At 42.0% G+C, this 19,862-nt stretch carries 15 protein-coding genes and 1 tRNA gene; 6 read left to right on the top strand and 10 right to left on the bottom strand.

All coding sequences use genetic code 11. The annotated features are described in order from the left end of the window. Window positions 1-54: 54 nt before the first annotated feature. From I2I13_RS14365 to I2I13_RS14350, 4 genes are all read left to right on the top strand, one after another. Complete coding sequence (locus I2I13_RS14365) at window positions 55-369, top strand: helix-turn-helix domain-containing protein (RefSeq protein ID WP_195649770.1); 315 nt, start codon at window positions 55-57, stop codon at window positions 367-369. Next, on the top strand, window positions 356-649 hold the full coding sequence (locus I2I13_RS14360) for a DUF3876 domain-containing protein (protein ID WP_195649769.1): 294 nt from the start codon (window positions 356-358) through the stop codon (window positions 647-649). Before I2I13_RS14365 ends, I2I13_RS14360 begins: the two co-directional genes overlap by 14 nt. Window positions 650-702: 53 nt before the next feature. Next, on the top strand, window positions 703-996 hold the full coding sequence (locus I2I13_RS14355; RefSeq protein ID WP_004293696.1) for a helix-turn-helix domain-containing protein: 294 nt from the start codon (window positions 703-705) through the stop codon (window positions 994-996). Window positions 997-1,088: 92 nt separating this feature from the next. Next, window positions 1,089-1,616: a GNAT family N-acetyltransferase gene (locus I2I13_RS14350; RefSeq protein ID WP_195649768.1), complete on the top strand. Its 528-nt coding sequence runs from the start codon at window positions 1,089-1,091 to the stop codon at window positions 1,614-1,616. Window positions 1,617-2,061: 445 nt separating this feature from the next. On the opposite strand, the gene I2I13_RS14345 is transcribed toward I2I13_RS14350, so the two are convergent. Further along, a complete protein-coding gene (locus tag I2I13_RS14345) occupies window positions 2,062-3,282 on the bottom strand; it encodes a site-specific integrase (protein ID WP_195649767.1) in 1,221 nt (406 codons plus the stop codon). Window positions 3,283-3,524: 242 nt separating this feature from the next. Then, window positions 3,525-3,597, bottom strand: a tRNA-Lys gene (locus tag I2I13_RS14340). A gap of 120 nt (window positions 3,598-3,717) precedes the next feature. On the opposite strand from I2I13_RS14340, the gene ettA reads away from it, so the two are divergent. Continuing rightward, on the top strand, window positions 3,718-5,409 hold the full coding sequence (ettA, locus tag I2I13_RS14335) for an energy-dependent translational throttle protein EttA (RefSeq protein WP_148367308.1): 1,692 nt from the start codon (window positions 3,718-3,720) through the stop codon (window positions 5,407-5,409). A 216-nt stretch (window positions 5,410-5,625) separates the two neighbouring features. Then, complete coding sequence (locus I2I13_RS14330; protein WP_195649766.1) at window positions 5,626-8,922, top strand: TonB-dependent receptor domain-containing protein; 3,297 nt, start codon at window positions 5,626-5,628, stop codon at window positions 8,920-8,922. 175 nt (window positions 8,923-9,097) lie between these two features. Here the strand turns inward: I2I13_RS14330 and I2I13_RS14325 are convergent, their stop codons facing one another. The 8 genes from I2I13_RS14325 to I2I13_RS14290 form a co-directional block, all read right to left on the bottom strand. Then, window positions 9,098-10,198, bottom strand: a complete 1,101-nt coding sequence (locus I2I13_RS14325; protein ID WP_195649765.1) for an endonuclease/exonuclease/phosphatase family protein — start codon at window positions 10,196-10,198, stop codon at window positions 9,098-9,100. Between the two features lie 77 nt (window positions 10,199-10,275). Beyond that, window positions 10,276-12,897: an ATP-binding protein gene (locus I2I13_RS14320; RefSeq protein WP_195649764.1), complete on the bottom strand. Its 2,622-nt coding sequence runs from the start codon at window positions 12,895-12,897 to the stop codon at window positions 10,276-10,278. A 20-nt stretch (window positions 12,898-12,917) separates the two neighbouring features. Next, window positions 12,918-14,132 carry a glycosyltransferase family 2 protein gene (locus tag I2I13_RS14315; RefSeq protein WP_195649763.1) on the bottom strand — a complete coding sequence of 405 codons (1,215 nt, stop codon included), beginning with the start codon at window positions 14,130-14,132 and terminating at the stop codon, window positions 12,918-12,920. A gap of 64 nt (window positions 14,133-14,196) precedes the next feature. Further along, window positions 14,197-15,696, bottom strand: a complete 1,500-nt coding sequence (locus I2I13_RS14310; RefSeq protein WP_195649762.1) for a hypothetical protein — start codon at window positions 15,694-15,696, stop codon at window positions 14,197-14,199. Between the two features lie 13 nt (window positions 15,697-15,709). Beyond that, entirely contained in the window at window positions 15,710-16,564 is an 855-nt protein-coding gene (locus tag I2I13_RS14305) for a glycosyltransferase family A protein (RefSeq protein ID WP_195649761.1), read from the bottom strand. Window positions 16,565-16,578: 14 nt separating this feature from the next. Then, window positions 16,579-17,736: a glycosyltransferase family 4 protein gene (locus tag I2I13_RS14300; RefSeq protein WP_195649760.1), complete on the bottom strand. Its 1,158-nt coding sequence runs from the start codon at window positions 17,734-17,736 to the stop codon at window positions 16,579-16,581. Window positions 17,737-17,775: 39 nt separating this feature from the next. Next, on the bottom strand, window positions 17,776-18,903 hold the full coding sequence (locus tag I2I13_RS14295; protein ID WP_195649759.1) for a glycosyltransferase family 1 protein: 1,128 nt from the start codon (window positions 18,901-18,903) through the stop codon (window positions 17,776-17,778). 46 nt (window positions 18,904-18,949) lie between these two features. Continuing rightward, complete coding sequence (locus tag I2I13_RS14290; protein WP_195649758.1) at window positions 18,950-19,861, bottom strand: SP_1767 family glycosyltransferase; 912 nt, start codon at window positions 19,859-19,861, stop codon at window positions 18,950-18,952. Between the last annotated feature and the right edge of the window lies 1 nt (window position 19,862).

The following is a 19,862-nucleotide window of genomic DNA, read 5'->3' as shown; positions in this document are numbered from 1 at the left end:
TTTGCCGATGTAAATAGAATCAATACGTTTTATAAACCATTAAAAATTAAAAGTATGGAAGTAGTAACCATTGAAAAGAGAACTTTTTCGTATGTCTGCGAACGGTTCACCGAGTTTGCCAAACGGGTAGAAAGTTTGTGCAGCACTCATACCCAGAAAGTAGAAAACTGGCTGGATAGTCAGGAAGTATGCCTGTTGTTAGGCTTTAGCAAACGAACGCTGCAATATTACCGAAGTAGTGGACGGCTGGCTTATTCCCAAATTGGGAGTAAAATTTATTATAAGTCTTCCGATATTGAAAGAATTATTATAGACAGTGAAATACAAAATCAATCACCCAAACAAATTACCCCTTATGAAAAGAACTAAAGAAGATTATCCGTCCTTCAACCTGTTTTCCATTGTCGGCACATGGGAAAGCATTAATCTAAATCCTACGGTTATTATCTACCGTAATGATAAAGAGTATCTTCTTTCTATTATATATGTATCGGAAACCACTAAACAAGCTTCTCCCGCTACTTATGAGATACAGCAAGATGGTAGCCAGTATTTTATTACCGCTGCATCCAAACGGCTCTATATAGATTATGATCCGGGAAAAGATGTACTTAGCGTTTCATCGCTGGGTGACTATCTGCGCAACTAACCAGCTATCTAGCAATCTTGAAATCAATATTTCAATAAAACAATCTTTCAAACATGGAATTAATAAATAAAGATACACCACAAGTCAAAGAGTTTATTTCTTCGCTCGATTCAATGCTGAACGGTATTGAATCCATTGTAAAGCATTACAAGCCCCACCTGAACGGGGAACGCTTTCTTTCTAACAATGAAGTTTCCAAGAAACTGAATGTCAGTCTGCGAACCCTGCAAGAGTGGCGAGATACAGGGCTAATCCCCTTTATCCAGATAAAAGGTAAAATCATCTATCGGCAAAGTGATATTGATAAACTGCTCCAAAAGCACTACTTTGAAAGCTGGAAAGAATAACTATCTAAAAAAGTATGATTTCCACTATCTTAAAAGGAAATCTCTTTTATTAAAGTGGAAATTATACCTTTGCATCCCAAACAGTTGAAGTTATGAAGTTTGTAATAGAATCCGGTACACCTGCCGACATTGACGAATTAGAAAAGTTGTATGATGATCTGAATGATTATTTATCAGCTACTACCAATTATCCCGGATGGATAAAAGGCATTTATCCTATCCGAGAAGATGCAGTTACTGGCATAGAAAATAATACTCTTTTTGTTGTCAGGCATGACGGAAAGATAGCTGGCTCTATTATCTTAGACCATCATCCCGATGAAGCCTATAATAATGTAAAGTGGAAAATAGAAGCTGACTACAGCCGTATTTTTGTAATACGCACTTTTGTGGTGCATCCCTCATTCTTGAAAATGGGTATTGGTCGTGCTTTGATGGACTATTCGTCCGAACTAGCTCAACAATCAGGCATAAAATCTATCCGTTTGGATGTGTATGAGAATAACCTTCCGGCAATCTCCCTCTATGAAAAATGTGGTTTTGAATACATTGATACCGTAGATTTAGGCTTTGGCAGTTATGGGCTGGATTGGTTCAAACTGTATGAGAAACTTGTTTAAACTCTATTCAAGTGAAAGACGTTTTCCTCATGCCAGCCCCGAAAATATTGTTTTTCGGAATTTAATTTGAATCATTGACTTTTCCAGTGAAGTATTTAGTCTGTGCAAGTCTTTAGATGAAAATACGCTCGAAATGTAATGAGAGGAAGATTTTCATATAAACCGAAGGCTCGGACTTGAACAGGCTAAATACGGAACTTACCTTTGTCAATGCTTCATATTAAGTTTTGGAAAATTCACAATAAAGGAATAGAAAAAAGCGGTTTTTTTATTCTAAACTGCACTATTATGGTTAAAATAGGTTTTCTAACTGCACTATTTCTGTAAGTTTAAATACCATTTTCTTGTTGAGATGCTGTATTATAAGAATATCCCGTTTTATCATTGTGACAGAACGGGATATTTCTTGTTGATATACTATCAGATTAATAATATTTGATTCTTACTATATAGCCAACTCTGACAAACAGCTATTTACTTTCTGCATATCCTTTAGAATATTCTGATCCAATACCCGTGCATAGTGTTTTGTTACGCTGGTATCTGCATGACCTAACATCTTAGCTACGTTCTCCATACTTACGCCATTCGCTAGGCAAATGCTTGTGGCATAGGAGTGTCGGGCTGAATGTGTGCATAGATTTTTCTGTAATCCGCATACATCTGCAATCTCTTTCAAATAACTGTTCATGCGTTGATTGCTTAATACTGGCAATAGCTTTCCGGTACATTCTGCCACATCCTTATACTTTTCAAGAATAGAAGCAGCCACAGGCAAGACAGGAATATTACACATGATTTTTGTCTTTTGACGGTTCTTCCTTATCCAAAGTTCCCCTTTATTGTCCCTTACTAAGTGTTCAGGAGATAAATCTTTCACGTCACTGAACGCCAAACCTGTAAAAATGCAAAAGACAAAAATGTCCCGTACCTGTTCTACTCGCTTAATAGTAAACTCTTTGGCGAGAATGATTTTAATCTCGTCCATCGTCAGGAATTCAGGATCAGTTTCTTCCAGCTTGAAGCGATAGTAAGCAAACGGATCTTTCTTTATCCAGTCGTTTTCCAAAGCAATGCGGATAATCTTCTTCAAATTCTTTAATCGGGTGATAGCGGAGTTCTGCGCACAACCTTTTTCAATCTTCAAGAAAGCGTCAAACTTAGAAATGAAGTTTGCTTCCAAGTTATTCAGGGGGATATCCGATAGCTGATATTCTTTCTTAATAAATTCCTCCAAATATCGGGTAGTGGTTTCATACCGCTGTACGGTCTTACTAACAAAGTCTTTGCCGATCAACTTACGGCTTTGCTCGTTATGTTCCCTGAATACCTGCAATAGCGTTTTGTTATCTTCATCCACACCATAAAATAACTTTCTCACAAGATCAACGGTGATAACCTTGTCGGAAGTTTCCAGTTCCCTATAAATTTGATGTATGCGTGAACGTGTGATTTCTAAGTAGTGGTTCAGTTCTACCGACATACGGTCTTTACCTTTTGAATTTTCTTTTGCCTGATTCCATAAGTTTACAGGACAGCTTCTTTTGATAGAAATATCTACCATACAGCCGTTTACAGTAATTCTCATGCACACGGGTGCTTCACCGTTCTTTAATAATTTGCCTTTCTTGATGAAGAACAAAACCGAAAATGATTTTCTAGCCATTTTTACATCGTTTTTAGAGTTACAAAACTATGTATTCTCTTCCAAAGTAGTGCTACGCAAAATACTATGAATCAGTGAGAAAGATACAAATTCGTGGGACTTTTTTCGATTAAATTTTAGTCCCACGATTTATCCACCGATAATATGCTTGAAACGGCTATTTTCTGCCACCTGCCAGAAAAAAGAAATCCCCGATAATGCTTGATTATCAGGGATTTGCTTGATTTTTCTTTTGTTTTCAGTGATCCGCCTGGGGCTCGAACCCAGGACCCCAACATTAAAAGTGTTGTGCTCTACCTGCTGAGCTAGCGAATCGGTCCTTCAGTGCTTTCTTTCGAATGCGGGTGCAAAGGTAGAACATTTTTTTATAACTCCAAAAGAATTCAAACATTTTTCTTATCTTTGTGCCATTATCAACAATATATAATCATACATATGGCTGCTGACGATAAAAAAATTATCTTCTCGATGGTGGGAGTGAGCAAGGCTTTCACCCCCAATAAGAATGTGCTGAAAGACATTTACCTGTCGTTTTTCTATGGAGCGAAAATCGGTATTATCGGTTTGAACGGTTCCGGTAAATCAACGTTATTGAAGATCATCGCCGGTTTGGAGAAATCCTATCAGGGAGAAGTGGTGTTCTCTCCGGGATATTCCGTGGGTTACCTGGCACAGGAACCTTATTTAGACAACACAAAGACAGTAAAAGAAGTAGTAATGGAAGGTGTGCAACCCATTGTTGACGCACTGACAGAATACGAAGAAATCAATCAGAAGTTCGGTTTACCGGAGTACTACGAGGATCAGGATAAGATGGATGCTCTTTTTGCCCGTCAGGGCGAACTGCAAGATATCATTGATGCGACTGATGCATGGAATCTGGATAGCAAACTGGAGCGTGCGATGGATGCTCTCCGTTGTCCGCCTGAAGATCAGCCGGTAGAAAACCTGTCCGGAGGTGAACGTCGTCGGGTAGCTTTATGTCGTTTGTTGTTGCAGAAACCGGATGTGCTCTTGCTGGACGAACCTACCAACCACTTGGATGCAGAATCTATCGACTGGTTGGAACAACATCTTCAGCAATATGAAGGTACGGTTATTGCCGTGACGCACGACCGTTACTTCCTCGATCATGTAGCCGGATGGATTCTCGAACTAGACCGTGGTGAAGGTATTCCCTGGAAAGGTAACTACTCTTCCTGGCTGGAACAGAAGACAAAACGCATGGAAATGGAAGAAAAGACCGTCAGCAAACGTCGCAAAACACTGGAACGTGAGTTGGAATGGGTGCGCATGGCTCCGAAAGCCCGTCAGGCAAAGGGTAAGGCACGTCTTAACTCTTATGACAAGTTGCTGAATGAAGACGTGAAAGAGAAAGAAGAAAAACTTGAAATCTTCATTCCGAATGGTCCGCGTCTGGGTAATAAAGTCATTGAAGCGAAACAGGTGGCTAAAGCATACGGCGATAAACTGTTGTTTGACGATTTGAACTTTATGCTTCCTCCTAATGGTATTGTCGGTGTGATCGGTCCCAATGGTGCGGGAAAGACGACACTGTTCCGTCTGATTATGGGATTGGAGACAGTAGATAAAGGAGAATTTGAAGTAGGAGAGACTGTAAAGGTGGCGTATGTAGACCAGCAACACAGAGACATTGATCCGAATAAGAGTGTTTACCAGATAATTTCCGGTGGCAATGAGTTGATCCGCATGGGAGGACGTGACATCAATGCGCGTGCATACCTTTCCCGTTTCAATTTCTCCGGAGGCGATCAGGAAAAACTTTGCGGTGTACTGTCCGGTGGTGAAAGAAACCGTTTACACTTGGCGATGGCTTTGAAAGAAGAAGGCAATGTACTGTTGCTCGATGAGCCTACCAATGATATTGACGTAAACACACTGCGTGCTTTGGAAGAAGGTCTGGAAGATTTTGCCGGCTGTGCCGTAGTTATCTCGCATGACCGTTGGTTCCTCGACCGTATCTGTACACACATTCTGGCTTTTGAAGGAGACTCCAATGTATTCTACTTCGAAGGGTCTTATTCAGAATACGAAGAAAACAAAATGAAACGTTTGGGAAATGAAGAGCCGAAGCGTGTTCGTTATAGAAAGTTAATGACTGACTAGTATAAAGTAATAGATTGAAGCATTTCTAATGCTTTCTGTTTCAAAATAAAAGGCTCTGCAAATATTGTAGAGCCTTTATCATTTTATAAGGTAGTGAAACGTTTATCTCTCTTAAAAAATTGTAGTATAATCGTAATGTAGTTCTAAATATTATTAATTATATTTGTGCACAGTTTTTAAAAGCAAACAATTTATATTAACTAATCAACTACATTTATGTTAAAGAGAATGCGATCTTTCTTAGTGCTAGTAATGTTGTTTATTGCTGTCACGATGAGCGCGCAGGTTACAACAGCCACGATGAGTGGTAAAGTGACCGCACAAGATGAACCAATCATTGGAGCAACAGTCGTTGCGGTTCACGAACCATCAGGCACTCGTTATGGTACAGTGACTAACGTCAGTGGTCAATTTAATCTGCAGGGTATGCGTACCGGCGGCCCTTACAAAGTAGAAATTTCTTATGTTGGTTATCAAACAGCAATTTACAAGGGAATTAATCTTTTATTGGGAGAGAATTATGTTTTAAATGTTTCTTTAAAAGAGAGTTCAGAACTGTTGGACGAAGTAGTAGTGACTGCTTCTAAAGAGAGTAATATGAAGTCTGACAGAGCAGGTGCTGTAACTAACCTTACCAGTGCAAAAATCGCTTCCATTCCTACAGTGAGCCGCAGCATGAATGATATCATGCGTTTATCTCCACAATCCAACACAACATCTAATGGTTTTGCAGCTGGTGGTGGTAACTATCGTCAGTCATTTGTAACAGTGGATGGTGCTTCATTTAATAACGCTTTCGGTATCGGTTCTAACTTACCGGCAGGTGGGGCTCCTATTTCTTTGGATGCACTGGAACAGCTTTCTGTTTCTATCACTCCGTATGATGTCCGTCAGAGTGGTTTTACTGGTGCAGCTATCAATGCTGTTACTAAATCCGGAACAAATGAACTGACAGGTTCTGCTTATACGTTCTTAACAAACAACAATTTGATAGGTGATAGAGTAGGTGATGGTTCAATTGAACTTGAAAAATCTCATCAATATACTTATGGTGCAACTTTAGGTGGTGCTATCATTAAAAATAAGTTATTTTTCTTCGTGAATGGAGAATATGAAGATGACTTGACAGCAGGTCCCGTTGCACGTGCACGTAATAATGATGGTGAGAAATATGGGGAGAACGGTATACATCGTCCTGTTGCTTCCAAAATGGATGAAATTCGTGATTATCTGATTAATACCTATGATTATGATCCGGGAGTATATCAAGGATATAATGTAAAGGTGCCATCATATAAGTTTCTGGCGCGTGTGGATTGGAATATTAATGAGAACAATAAAGTGAACGTTCGTTTCTCTAAAACTAATAATAGATATGACGCTTCTCCATCTTCTTCTGTCAATCCGATGGATGCAACTACAATCTTTCCTGGCGATAAAAACAAAGGTATGTCATCTGGGAAAGGAGCTAGTTCTGATGAGGGTTTATATTTTAGGAATACACGTTATCGTCAGGAACAGAGATTTACATCTATTGCCGCCGAGTGGAATTCAAAATGGGGAGTGTTGAATAACACTCTGCGTGGAACCTATTCATATCAGGATGAGCCTCGTTCTTATGATGGTGGTATCTTCCCAACTACTTATATATTGGAAGATGGTGCAGTATATGCTATGTTTGGTACCGAATTATTTACTGAAGGGAATATTCGTCAAGTGAAGTCATTTACTATTACTGATGAAGCTACTTGGACATGGGGCAAACATAATTTTATGGCTGGTTTACAGTTTGAATCCAATAAAGCTGTAAATGGCTATATGCAAGGTGCAAATGGTGCATATGTTTATAGCTCATGGGATGATTTTGTAACAGGAAAGAAGCCGTTTTCATTTTTGATTACCCACTCTAATTCTGAAGACTTGTCACAGTTTACCTCTAAGATGAAACAGATGCAATACTCTGCATATGTTCAAGATCAATGGAATATCAGTGAGAATTTTAAGTTAACCGCAGGTTTACGCTTTGAATTGCCAGTGTATCCATCTTTAAAAGATAACTATAATGCCGAATATGCCAAGTTGGATTTCGGTGGTCGTAAATTCACTACGGATCAGGTACCGGGCAATTCCTTGTCTGTTTCTCCCCGTATTGGTTTCAATTGGGATATTACAGGGGAACGTAAGTATGTGTTGCGTGGAGGTACAGGCTACTTTGTAGGGCGTATGCCGTTTGTGTGGTTAGTTTCGGCTGTAGGAAATTCAGGTGTAGGGCAGACACAATATGGCTATAATATTAGTGAGAAAGGTTCTACTCCAGGTGCAGTTGCTCCTAATTTCCATACAGATGCGAAAGATATTTTGGAGGATATTTATCAAGGCAACTTTACTCCACAAGTTAGTATTCCTGGCAGTCCTACTATTATTGATAAGGATTTGAAGATGCCTGCTACTTGGAAAACGTCATTAGCTTTTGATACCAAGTTACCAGGTGATATTGATTTTACCTTAGAGGGTATTTACAATCGCGACTTTAATCCGGCTGTTATTTCCAATGCTAATATTTATGCTGATGGAACAAAAACAATTAGCAAAAATGACATACGTACTGCTTATAAGAGCTATAATGCTGGTACAGGTGCTTATTTGATTGAAAATGGTGGTTCAAAAGCATACTATCTGTCGTTAACTGCTCAATTGCATAAGAATTTCGATTTTGGTTTGGATGCTTCATTCGCTTATACTTATTCTCGCGCACGTTCTTATGGTGACGGCATTGGTGACCAAGTAACTTCTGCATATAGAACCAATACTTATGCTGTCAATGGTATTAATGACCATGAATTGGGTTATGGTACTTATGTGGCACCTCACCGTATAATTGCATCATTAGGTTATTCAAAAGCTTATGCTAAACACTTTAGGTCAAGTGTTTCATTTATTTATGAGGGCGCTCCATTAGGATATGCAGGTGGAAGCTATTCTTATTCCCGCTATTCATATACTTACACTAAAAATATAGTAGGTGATGGTGGTGCTAATAATTTGCTGTATGTTCCTGCTACTAAAGATGAATTGACATTTAAAGATGTAACCTCAAAGACTGGTGAAGTGACTTATTCAGCTGAACAGCAGAAAGAAGATTTCTGGAACTTTGTTCAACAGGACAAATATTTGAAAAAACGTTTAGGCAAATATGCAGAGCGTGGTGGTGCAGTGATGCCTTGGCATCATCAGTTGGATTTCAAATTTAATCAAGATTTCTATATGATGATAGGTGGTAAGAAGAATCTATTGCAGTTTGGTATAGATATTCAGAATCTGGCTAACCTACTAAATAAGGACTGGGGATTGTATAAGACTGTAAATTCTATTACTCCGTTAGCAGATAATGGTGATGGAACATTTACCATGCAAAAAGCTAGTGGTCAAATATTAAACTCCACATATAAGAATTATGCAAGTACAGCTTCTACTTATCGTGTGATGTTTAGTTTGCGTTATATCTTCAATTAATATACTATTATTGAAGTTCTTAATATAAAAAAGCTGTCTCGTGAAAACGAGGCAGCTTTTTTTATTATCAGTAATTGATTATATACTTAGGGACATATTACAGAATATTCATAATTATATAGTAATCCCTTATCAACTTAGTTTTTAATATAACAGGTTAAAGCAGGAAGATAAATTATAACTTCACCCTCATCACCACCGGATTATGATCGCTATAATTAAGATCCGGAGAGAAGTAATCCGTACTATTCAGTTCCGGTGAATGGAGAATATAGTCGATTCTTAACAGATGCTTGAAAAACTTGAAAGTATACATATACCCATGACCGCTCGTCTGAAAACCATCCTGCAACTTATCACCTTTTACAGTGTGATAAACATACGAAGACGGCAGAGAGTTAAAGTCACCGCAGACGATAGTAGGATAGGGGGAGGCAGTTATCAGTTGCTTTAGGATATCAGCTTGTGCGGCACGTTTCCGGAAATTCTCATGCAATCCGTCAATCAATCCCAAAGCAGCACGTTCCACCCTTTGAGAATCATCCGTGCGGAGTCCCTTTTCCAGCTTGCGCTTGTTCTGGCTCACTTCCGTTGTTTGGAGATGATTGTTGAACAGGCGGATAGTACGGCCATTAATCTCAATATCACACCAGAGACTGCAATTTTTCGAATCAGGATAGACGATAAGATTCTCCTCCTTGATGGGGTAGCGGCTGAAAACAGCCAGCTGCAACAAATGTTTTCCCTCGGGAGAAATAGGAATAAAATGATACGGCCAATCAGAAAGAACCGCAGCTATACTGTCTACACCAAACTCATCGTTAATGCCAAACTCCTGAAAACAGAGAATATCTGCTTGCAGATTTCTCATGTAAGAGGCTATCTCTTTGCATGAATAACCGGTATGCTCATGATTAAAAGCATCAACGTTGTAAGTAGCAACAGTTAGAATACCAGGAGTATACGCGTTCATTTTGACCATTGGAGCCGAAGCCGGGCTGAAAAAAGGAGATTGAATCACACAACTAATATAGCTCCAGTTACTAAATATAGCAATCAGAGGGATGAAAACCCAACACCGCCAACGGATCGTCCAGTAAATGACAGAAGCAAGATTAGCCAACAAAAGTATCGGTAATATCAAACCGATGAAAGGCATAAATTTGAAACTATCCGGTGCGGTATTACCTACGAAGGCGCCCGCAATGGTAACTCCTGCCAAAATACTGGTCAGCACGATGGATATGTAATAAAACAGTCTGTAAAAGGCTTTCATCTAATCTGAATTATTGGGTGATTATATCACTATTAAATCGTTTTCTATATAATATGTACTCTACAATATGTGCCCTTTTACGGAGGCGACAGCCATTTATGAATCATAGCTTTCAGCTTATCATCCGCTATCGGTTTAGCTATAAAATCGTTGCATCCGGCCTCCTTCGCCGCTTTCCGGTCCTGCTCATAGGCAAAGGCACTTTGAGCAATGATAGGCACAGTGGCAGACAGCTCCCGAATGATCTTCGTAGCCTCCAATCCATCCAAATTCGGCATCTTGATATCCATCAGGATAAGATCGGGTTTCACCTCATCGAACATCGTGACAACCTCCATTCCGTCATGTGCACGTATAATCCGGTGCTCCTTACCTAAGATAGCCTCCAATAAATCAAAGTTACTGTCCGTATCTTCGGCAACCAAAATACAGGCATGCCGTGTATTTACAGCACTGCTCATACCTCCGCTCGTCTCATCACCATTCTTTTTCTCCGAATCTACGCTCACAGATTCTGCAACCGTATACGGCAAAGTAAATGTAAACGTCGTTCCCTTACCAAATTCGGAGCTGACGGAAATCTTGCCCCCGAGACGCTCAACGATAGATTTACAGATAGATAATCCCAATCCAGTGCCCTGTGCATGATTGTTCAGCTTGGCAAAACGTTCGAACACACGTCCCACTTTCTCCGGTTCAATTCCCGTTCCTGTATCCGTTACGTGGAAAACAATCTGGTTATCCACCAGCTTGTAACCATAACAGATACTTCCTTCTTTCGTAAACTTAACAGCATTCCCAATCAGATTCGAAATCACCTGGAACACCCGGTTCTTGTCCGTTTCAATCACCAGACTCTCGTCCGAAGGCTCATAGACAAGACTCACTCCCTGCGGAGTACGGAATATATGCGCATCGTGCACTTCCCGGCAGAGATTATGTAGACTGGCAGGTCCGAAAGAAAACTCAATAGTCCCCGATTCAATCTTCGAGAGATCGAGAATCTCGTTGATGAGTTGCAAAAGACGCTCGTTGTTCGCGTTTACGATGTTGTAGTACGTCTTTCGTTCTTCCGCATCATCACTTTCGGCAATGAGATGCGAGAACCCCACAATAGCATTCAGCGGAGTACGTATCTCATGACTCATATTGGCAAGGAAAGCCGATTTCAAACTATCAGACATTTCCGCTTTTTCCTTCGAAGACAGTAGCTCCCGCTTCATCATTTCCAGTTCCGTGACATCCCATTCGATACTGACGATCATAGGCGAAGACAATTCGTCTCCGTCCACCCGGATCTTCCGCTTGTCGAGGATAATCAGGTTTCCGTTCCGGTCCTTTCCTTCCACCGTCCAGTGCATACCTTTTCCGCTGGTGGCCACTTGAATATCCTCCTGTCTCTTCTTCTCGGCCACGATAGGCGGATAGAAATCGAAGTCATTCTTGCCGACAGGATCGTTCTTGTAAAGATCACGGTTGTAAGCCTCCCGATTCCGGTAAATGTACCGGAAATCATTATTGATCTCCTTTACAACAATCCCCGCGGGGAGATTGTTGATCGTCGTATCCATGATTTGGTTCAGCCGTTTGATTTGGGCCTCATACCGGATCCGTTCGGAAATATCATGGGCAAACGACCAGTAACTCTCTTCACCGGAATCATTGGTAACGTTGTACATTGTACATTCGTAAGCCAATATCTCTCTATTGATTTTCGACGGATGGTGAGCCATAAAGTTACTGCTGCCACCATGTATGACATCTTTGCAGCGTTTGTCCCAAGCCTCTTGCGTAGGCATATCTGCGGCGATGTTGTAGATTTTCAACTGACTGATATCCTCACTTTCGGGAATACCATGATTGTGCAGGAAACGACGGTTGGCGAAGATGATCGTGCCATCGGGCTTGGCGGCAAAGATACTTTCTTTGGCATTGTTGATAGCGTGCGTCAGCGTGTTGATGTCATTTCGGCGATGCTGTATGTCCGTGATGTTCTGAATATACCCTTCGATGTTGAAACTACCGTCGGAGCACTCTTCACGCAGATAAGTCTGGATACGCATATAGAAGATTTCCCCGTTCAGACGCACGCGATAGCTGATGCTCTCCATGTTGAGTTCCTTCCCGTTCATGCGACACCATTCCCTGAAACTCTGACGGTCTTCTTCTACAATCAGCTCCACATATTTTTCAATGGCGAGATTCTGCACACTTTCCTCACACAAAACGCCTGTATAACCCAAATAATGGAAAACGTTCTGATTCGTATTATATGTCCATTGTCCTATCTGGGCAACCTTCTGGATGGCCCTTAGAGTAAGATTCGCCTGCTCCAACTGACGTTTCACGTTACTTCTTTGCGTGATGTCACGATATTGGCAAAGCACCATGCCGTCATACGGAAACATGAGACATTTGAAGTAGAAAATTTCGTCATTCAGTACCAGCTTGAAGTTCTTGCTGATGCTTCGCTGCTCTTCGAGTACAATCTGAAAGATGGGTATCACCCTCTCTCTTGTATATTCCGGTAAAAGCTCAAATACATTTTTTCCTAAAAGTATATCCTCTTGCAGAAACCATAGATCACAATGAGGCTCAATGTCTACGCAGACGCCATGCCTGTCAACCAATAGCATTGTATCTGCCGTCAGTTTCAATATTCTTTGTGCGTTATTCGCATCATGTAATATTCTGTCCATGTCTGTTTTTTTATTTGTTCTTACTTTTCGGCACGCCTCGCCTTCTCCCAAGCTCCGCTTCCTTTTTTCTTCTTGAGATAGCGAATGCCTTTCAGCACATTGATATTCATGAATAAAAAGTAGTAGGGGATAAAGAGCAACTTGTTTTTTATCTGTTTCGTAGATAGGTAATATCCCCCATATCCTAACCCGTAAAAAAGAACCTGCATGGCAAGCAGCACTCCGTAAAAGATCGTGGAACCGCCTAACAGCAGAATCGCAATATTCAGTGGGAGGAGGGCAAACAACAGGAACGGAGTAATAGACCATCGCAATACCCGGTGCGACGTATATTGAAAGCTAAGTATTCCGTAACGGAAAGGATTCAGCAACGGACGAAGCCGCCAGATAGACTGCAATCCTCCCGCAGCAATGCGCACTTTCCGTTTTTCTTCTTCTCGCATATCTGCCGAACCACTTTCGATGGCATAAGCATTCGTACAATAAGCGATGGTGTAACCTTTCATTGTGATCCGGAGTGAAAGAATAAAATCGTCGAGCAACGTATCCGGCTCCATCGCTTCGAATAGCTCGTTACGCACGGCAAACAGTTCGCCTGCTGCTCCTACGGCAGAGTAGAGTCGTGCATCAAGTGCTTTCAGGGTTGATTCATATTTCCAGTAAATACCTTCACCACCGGCAGCCGCCCCGTCTTTGGTTTGCACGGCAATCCGTTTTTCACCAGCCACGCAGCCCACTTTCGGATCCTGAAAAGCAAGCACGATTTCCCGTATGGCCTCCCGGTTCACCATCGTGTTGGCATCCGTAAAGACAACGAGCGGAGTGTCCACTAACGTCATTCCACGTGTCATTGCAGCCGTCTTACCTTGCCGGAGCGGTTGGAAATATACGGTCGCTTTTCCCTGCCAACGGGTCTGCAGTCGTTCGTTCGTACCGTCATCGCTTCCGTCCGTCACCCATACGATGTGCAGCTTGTCCGCAGGATAATCCAGCTCAAGACTGTTTTCCATCTTTTCGTCCACTACATCTTCTTCGTTGAATGCCGTAATGAAGAGGGTAACTTCCGGCAGATCTGCGTCCGATGTCGGCAACGAACGCTTCACAGGCTTCACGAAAAGCTCTTTCAACTTGACAAGAATATAAAGCACAATTCCGTAGCCCAAATAGGTGTAGAACACAACGAACAGGGCAAGCCAGAAAATAATTTCAAGACAAAGGGAAATGGTTTCGTTCATAGCTATATTTATTTATTTTTCTTGTATCGTTTACATTCAGCTCTCATTAGCCTCTTATTTCATCTTATTCGGCTCGTTTCTTCAACTCCGTCTTTTTATCCGATTCTTTCAGCATATTCACAAAGTAGTTGGCGTCCGCTTTGGCAGAAGCATCTGTCGGATTCGCTTCATATCGTTTCACGAAATTCTCGGCGTGTTCCGCCAGGTATTTCCGGCAGTCGATGTTTAGCATAAAAATATCTTTATGGTCACCATAAGAGAGTCCTGTAACATCTTCATTTGATTCTATGCTTTCAATGTCCTCCATTTTAAGTCCCAGAATATTTACAGTCACAGAAGGATAATAGAAAGGAGCGGAATCCTCCCCATTCAGATTTAGCGTCAGTTTCCACGTGTGCGTATCTGTTTGTTGGATTTCCGGTTTGCTGTGTAGGCGGTAATAATAATACTCATAATATTCCTCTTGGTTGGTAAACCACATTGAGTCGTCACCATCCCGTCCGTATATATCGTTGAGCCATTTCAGGAAGTCCACCCAGCCGGTATCTGTATTATGAGCACCTATAGAGATAGCTGCCCGGTCTTCTTTCGGGAGCTCCAGTTCCTTGAGAATAGCCGCCTTAATCATATCCGGATTTGTTAGCCCGCTACCCTGGGGTGGGTCATAGAAAGCTCTTTCGATCACTACTTGTTCAATATCTCTTTTCTCCTGAAATGGATAGAGTTTTGTTGCTCCACTTTGTGCACACAGTGTTCTGATTTTATCATATCTCAAAGCCGCTTTGATATAATTTTTGTCTCCATTAGGTTCTGCCAGCATTTTACAAATTCGATTATTCAGTTTCTCACGTATCATGCTTTGAGCAACAGGAAATTGTGCCAGTAACTTATCTTCTGTTTTATCTTCGTCAGGTAGATTCAAGTCATGGAAAGCAATACTTACTCCGTAGTTCATCATTTCCTGCAAGTTGCCCCATACTAACATTGTTTTTTTATAAAAGCGAAAATAATCTCTTGTATATCCATTTTGTACCCATGTTTTTGTGTTCATTAAATCATCATCGGCAGCCACGGTAGTTCCAAAAGAGAAGCGCACTTCCTGTCCGGTACCATTGGTGGTAGCTAATGTTTTTCCCAATGAATAATAATCAGGAGGCAAATCACCGTTTTGCAGATGAGCCAGATCACAGTAGTAAATATAAGATAAGGGTTTCCCATGAATGGCAGCCCATGTATACGAAAAGGCTGAATGCATACAGTCGTCCTGTGTCATAAGAAACAGCCAATCTTTGTTATATTTCAATGTTGGTATTTCCGTATACAGATATCCTACCTGTCTGTCTGCTTTCAAATGAATGGTTATTTCTATTTCTTTATCGGTTGTTTCATTACCGAAAGGGTATATGAATTCCGTTTCGCAGATAACATCCCGCCTCTTTCCATTATCCTTATTTTCATCCCCATCTTTATCTCCTTGATATAGATTCAATTTGCGTACACAGCCCGACATAATCAGGCTAAGAATTAAAAATAAAACGATACCGATATTGAGATTCTTGCACATAGGCTTTCCTTTCTTACTTCTTTTTTACGAGATTACTCTCCTCATCCTTATATTCCTTTTTCTTGGTAAAAAGTCCTCCGATTCCTTTCAATCTGCTGACGACACGTACCTTGAAACTATTGAACAGAGTTCCGTCGGCTCCTACCGTCCCATACCCCGTCACAGCACGCGCACATCTTTTCCGTACAAATGCAATCTTTCCAAATTGCTTGAGCTGCAAAGCCAGATACCCGTCTTCGCCGCGGATAATATCCGTACGGATTCCCGTTTTCCTCGCATACTCCGTCCGGTAAGCAAATACCAATCCTCGCACACTAAGCTCCGGACGCTTGAAAGACTGCAACCATAAATGCAAGTCGCGTGCAGCCTCATAGATTTTCAGCCCCATCCAAGAATGATCCTTGTCGGGAATATAACTCCAAAGCGAGCTGACAGCCACTACACCCGGCTTTTCGAGTGCATCCACCATTGTTTCCACATACTTTGCCGGATACATCGTGTCAGAATCAATATTGATATGATATTTTCCACGGGCATGGTTCAGTCCGCAAAGACGGGCAAAACCACAACTATGTTGCGTTTCCGTGAAATAGGGCACACCGCAAGCCTCGTAAATCTCCGCTGTGCGATCCTTCGATTCGTTGTCCACACCAATGATTTCTACAGGATATTTACATTGCATCTCGCTCAACGACCAGAGACAGGCGAGCAGATGTTTTTCCTCATTGTATCCGATGAGCGATACAGTGACAAGCGGTTCGTTACTCTGCAATCCGGCCAGATTGCGGCGTACTTCCTCGATAACGGCTTGCGGAGCTTCCGCAAAAGGTTTCTCATATACCTGTAAATACTTAGAATACCACTCCATAGATATTGAATACTTTATTTGTTTTCATTAACCGGGATAATCAGACTTTCAAATAGTTGTTTCCATTGTTCGGCAATATTTTCTATCCGGAAACGCTGGACGTCCATACGCGCCTGCTGTCCCATTTTCTTGCGTATATCTTCATTTTCTATTAAATAAGATATTTTCTCTGCCAACTGTTTGATATTCCCATCTTCTACCAGCAGCCCGTCTTTTCCGTCGCTGATAATATCCCGCGGACCACAGGGGCAGGTGAATGATACGGGCGGTACACCACATGCCATTGCTTCTATAATAACCATTCCAAACCCTTCGAAACGTGATGAAAGGGCAAAAATTGAACTTTCACAGTACTTGTCAACAATATTGGAAACTGTAGGTTCCAATATACAACTGGCAGTAATTCCTAAAAAGTCAATCTGCTGTTGCAGTTGCTCACGCATACCGTCTCCGTAGATACGTAATATCCAGTCCGGATGTTTTTGGGCAACAAGTTGCCAGGCTGGTATCAGGCGGTCGAATCCTTTCTGTGGAACATATCGTCCTACTGCTATAACCTGCTTATGACTATCGTCAGACATTTGATCGGGAAAAAAAGGAAGAGGGTTATGAATCACTTCAACATTATCCAGTTCTGTCCATTCCCGGGCATCCTCGTGGCTCAATACGATGAAACGTTTTAACTGGCGAAGTTGCCGATATAATTGAGCTCTCCAATAATTGCTTACGATTGTCCGTAAGAATGCGGGCAGGCGATTATTGCTGAAATCTCGGTAATTAGATTTGTTAAAGTGTATTTCACCCAGTTTCGCGCTACCATCCGTCATACGGTTGATGAAATTGATGTCACGGCGGAGCAGAGAGATAGTAATGTCCGGACGAATCTGGTGCAGACATTCGTTGAGTTTCTTTTTAAAACATCCTTGTTTAGCAATATATTTAGGCAGCTTCTTATAGAATGACATTCCGTTTAATTCATCATAATCAATATCGAGTTGATGAATAATGATGGACGGATGCAGTTCATAGTACGGTTTCCTGCCCTTTCCGTCCGTAAGGATGATATGTATTTCATAACCAAATACTTCGGCAAAATAATTAGCTTTCAGTGTTAATACCCGTTCCATACCGCTAGGGTAGTAGAGGGCGGGGATGCAGTAGGCTATTTTCATGTTTATCAGAATATTGTTTGTTATTAATTGTGTTTTGTTTTATTTATCTTTGGTTTTTATGGCATCGATCACTTTCTGCATCTGCGCCTTCCATGATAGCGGGCAGACCGATTCGCGTATCTCGCCAGACGTTATTTTCAGGGTCTTCCGGAAGTCGATCAGTCCCTGAATATCCACCGGAGATTCGTCGGGCGCCACTTTCCATACATACGGCATGTGGTCGAAGTCCTCGTCGATTTCCGAGTAAGTGAACGCGAATCCGCGTGCGGCATACTCACGGTTTTTCAACGTTTTGATATACGTAATTCCGCTGCGGTGACGTCCCAGGCTGCCAATGGCAAAATCTGCTTTTTCGAACATCGCATCCAGTTCGTCGCCATGCAAAGGACCGTGCAGAAGAACATACGGTTCGAGATGGTTGTCACGGACAACAGGCAAGATCCCCGCCCGTTCCCGTTCGCCGGACAGCGGGCCTACAATATGGAAATATACTTTATATTCCGGATTGCTGCGGTAATAATCTGCCAATCCGCGCACAAGGCGGTCGAAGCCGTGCCAGTAGTGCACTTCCGCCACTCCGATCAAGTGCAACTCTTTCGAAGTGTCATTCTGCTGTTTCTTCATCGGAATCGCTTCAAAATCAATTCCGTTGGAGATGCGTATGGTGTTTCCGCCAAATATTTCTTCCGCATTGGAGAAAGTGACAATACCGTCCAGAGCCTTTGCGAGCTTGTGACGGAAACAGCGGTCGATGGCCAGATGAAATTTCATGGAACGGGTGACGTACTCCTGATCGTAAGGATAAGTAGGAATTTCCATCACCACTTTTGCGCCTGTACGTTTCAACGACTTCACCAGTCGGAGGGTGAACGGACTGGCATTATGAAAAGAGCGCATATATACAAAGTCGATTCCTTCGCGGCGTGCATAGTCGACAATAGGAGAGTAGTAGACACGTTTCCAAATCTTTGCGGCAAAGCCCGTGCCGAAATCGGCGATCACTTCGTCATCCACCATCCAACGCCGTTCGCCATAAGAGGTCACATCATAATGACACAAGCGAACATCCACTCCACAATCTTTGAGGGCTTTCACCTGATAACGTATCTTCTTACTAATTCCATTGGCCTCATTGAAGCCGTGAAATATAAGGAAAAGAGCTTTCATTCTTTTTTTCAGTATTCAATAATTGTTTATTCTGTTTTTTTCTTTCTCAAACGATTTGGGCGATGATTTGTTTCCGGTATTCTTCTCCGGCATCCGCCACTTCGCTGCCAATGGCAGTTTCGTTGACATATTTTCGTTCCAGTTTCACTTTTTTATGGGCTCCCATCCGCCACCATTCATACTCTACGTCCACATGACCAACGTCGATGGCCTGATAGCCGGCTTTAAACAAATCGTAGGCCAACACAGTGGCTGCGGGGCCGAGGGCAATCAGAAACAAGGCTTCTTTTTCCACTTTGCAGGCCTCCCGCTTGATGTCTTCCAGACGTTCGAATGCATTTCTGGGCGGACAAAGAATACGCCGGATGCTCCGGGCATTATCGAAAAGATCGTTGCCCACTCCGAGCCGGCTTTTCTCCCCTTCGATGAAGACGATGTTCCGGTTGTCCCAAATGCCTTTCATGTCGTGAAACCATCGGGCGGAATCTTCTTTGCGGGCGAAATCCATATACGGACGGGTGACGAATGTATTATAATATTTTCGTCCCGCTACCAGCAAACGGTCCCACCACGAACCGTACAGATAAAAATGAGTTCTCCAGAACCGGCGACTTTTGCGATTGTAGCGATACAAATCGCGGAATGCGTCGGAGATGCAGACAATATGTCCTTCTTCGTGACTTTGCAGCACTTCGGTCAGTCTTTTAGCCAATAACGGATCACCTTTCTGGAAACGGATTTCCTTTTCCGGACTGGTGAGCAACACTTCACCGTCGCCAAAACGGCTGACAGAGCAACGGTCGTCGATGATTTTGCGTATCGTTTCGTCAATGGAAGCTACTTGCGGTGTGATTTTTTTCTTTTTCCGCAAGACGATGTACCAAAAATTGTACCATTCCACAGTGCTACCATATTTTATTTTATAACGTAGCGTTATGAAAATGTCGCGTATATTCATA

The sequence above is a fragment of the Bacteroides sp. D55t1_190419_B8 genome, from assembly GCF_015558905.1.
Classification (GTDB): domain Bacteria; phylum Bacteroidota; class Bacteroidia; order Bacteroidales; family Bacteroidaceae; genus Bacteroides; species Bacteroides vicugnae.
The sequence above is the reverse complement of the archived record's forward strand: the minus strand, read 5'-3'. Positions and strand labels throughout refer to the sequence as shown.

Excerpts from the sequence above, each read along its gene's own strand:
- I2I13_RS14330 (WP_195649766.1), top strand. The coding sequence starts at position 5,626 with ATGTTAAAGAGAATGCGATCTTTCTTAGTGCTAGTAATGTTGTTTATT.
- I2I13_RS14350 (WP_195649768.1), top strand. The coding sequence starts at position 1,089 with ATGAAGTTTGTAATAGAATCCGGTACACCTGCCGACATTGACGAATTA.
- ettA (WP_148367308.1), top strand. The coding sequence starts at position 3,718 with ATGGCTGCTGACGATAAAAAAATTATCTTCTCGATGGTGGGAGTGAGC.
- I2I13_RS14305 (WP_195649761.1), bottom strand. The coding sequence starts at position 16,564 with ATGGAGTGGTATTCTAAGTATTTACAGGTATATGAGAAACCTTTTGCG.
- I2I13_RS14345 (WP_195649767.1), bottom strand. The coding sequence starts at position 3,282 with ATGGCTAGAAAATCATTTTCGGTTTTGTTCTTCATCAAGAAAGGCAAA.
- I2I13_RS14290 (WP_195649758.1), bottom strand. The coding sequence starts at position 19,861 with ATGAATATACGCGACATTTTCATAACGCTACGTTATAAAATAAAATAT.
- I2I13_RS14325 (WP_195649765.1), bottom strand. The coding sequence starts at position 10,198 with ATGAAAGCCTTTTACAGACTGTTTTATTACATATCCATCGTGCTGACC.
- I2I13_RS14315 (WP_195649763.1), bottom strand. The coding sequence starts at position 14,132 with ATGAACGAAACCATTTCCCTTTGTCTTGAAATTATTTTCTGGCTTGCC.
- I2I13_RS14320 (WP_195649764.1), bottom strand. The coding sequence starts at position 12,897 with ATGGACAGAATATTACATGATGCGAATAACGCACAAAGAATATTGAAA.
- I2I13_RS14300 (WP_195649760.1), bottom strand. The coding sequence starts at position 17,736 with ATGAAAATAGCCTACTGCATCCCCGCCCTCTACTACCCTAGCGGTATG.
- I2I13_RS14365 (WP_195649770.1), top strand. The coding sequence starts at position 55 with ATGGAAGTAGTAACCATTGAAAAGAGAACTTTTTCGTATGTCTGCGAA.
- I2I13_RS14360 (WP_195649769.1), top strand. The coding sequence starts at position 356 with ATGAAAAGAACTAAAGAAGATTATCCGTCCTTCAACCTGTTTTCCATT.
- I2I13_RS14295 (WP_195649759.1), bottom strand. The coding sequence starts at position 18,903 with ATGAAAGCTCTTTTCCTTATATTTCACGGCTTCAATGAGGCCAATGGA.
- I2I13_RS14310 (WP_195649762.1), bottom strand. The coding sequence starts at position 15,696 with ATGTGCAAGAATCTCAATATCGGTATCGTTTTATTTTTAATTCTTAGC.
- I2I13_RS14355 (WP_004293696.1), top strand. The coding sequence starts at position 703 with ATGGAATTAATAAATAAAGATACACCACAAGTCAAAGAGTTTATTTCT.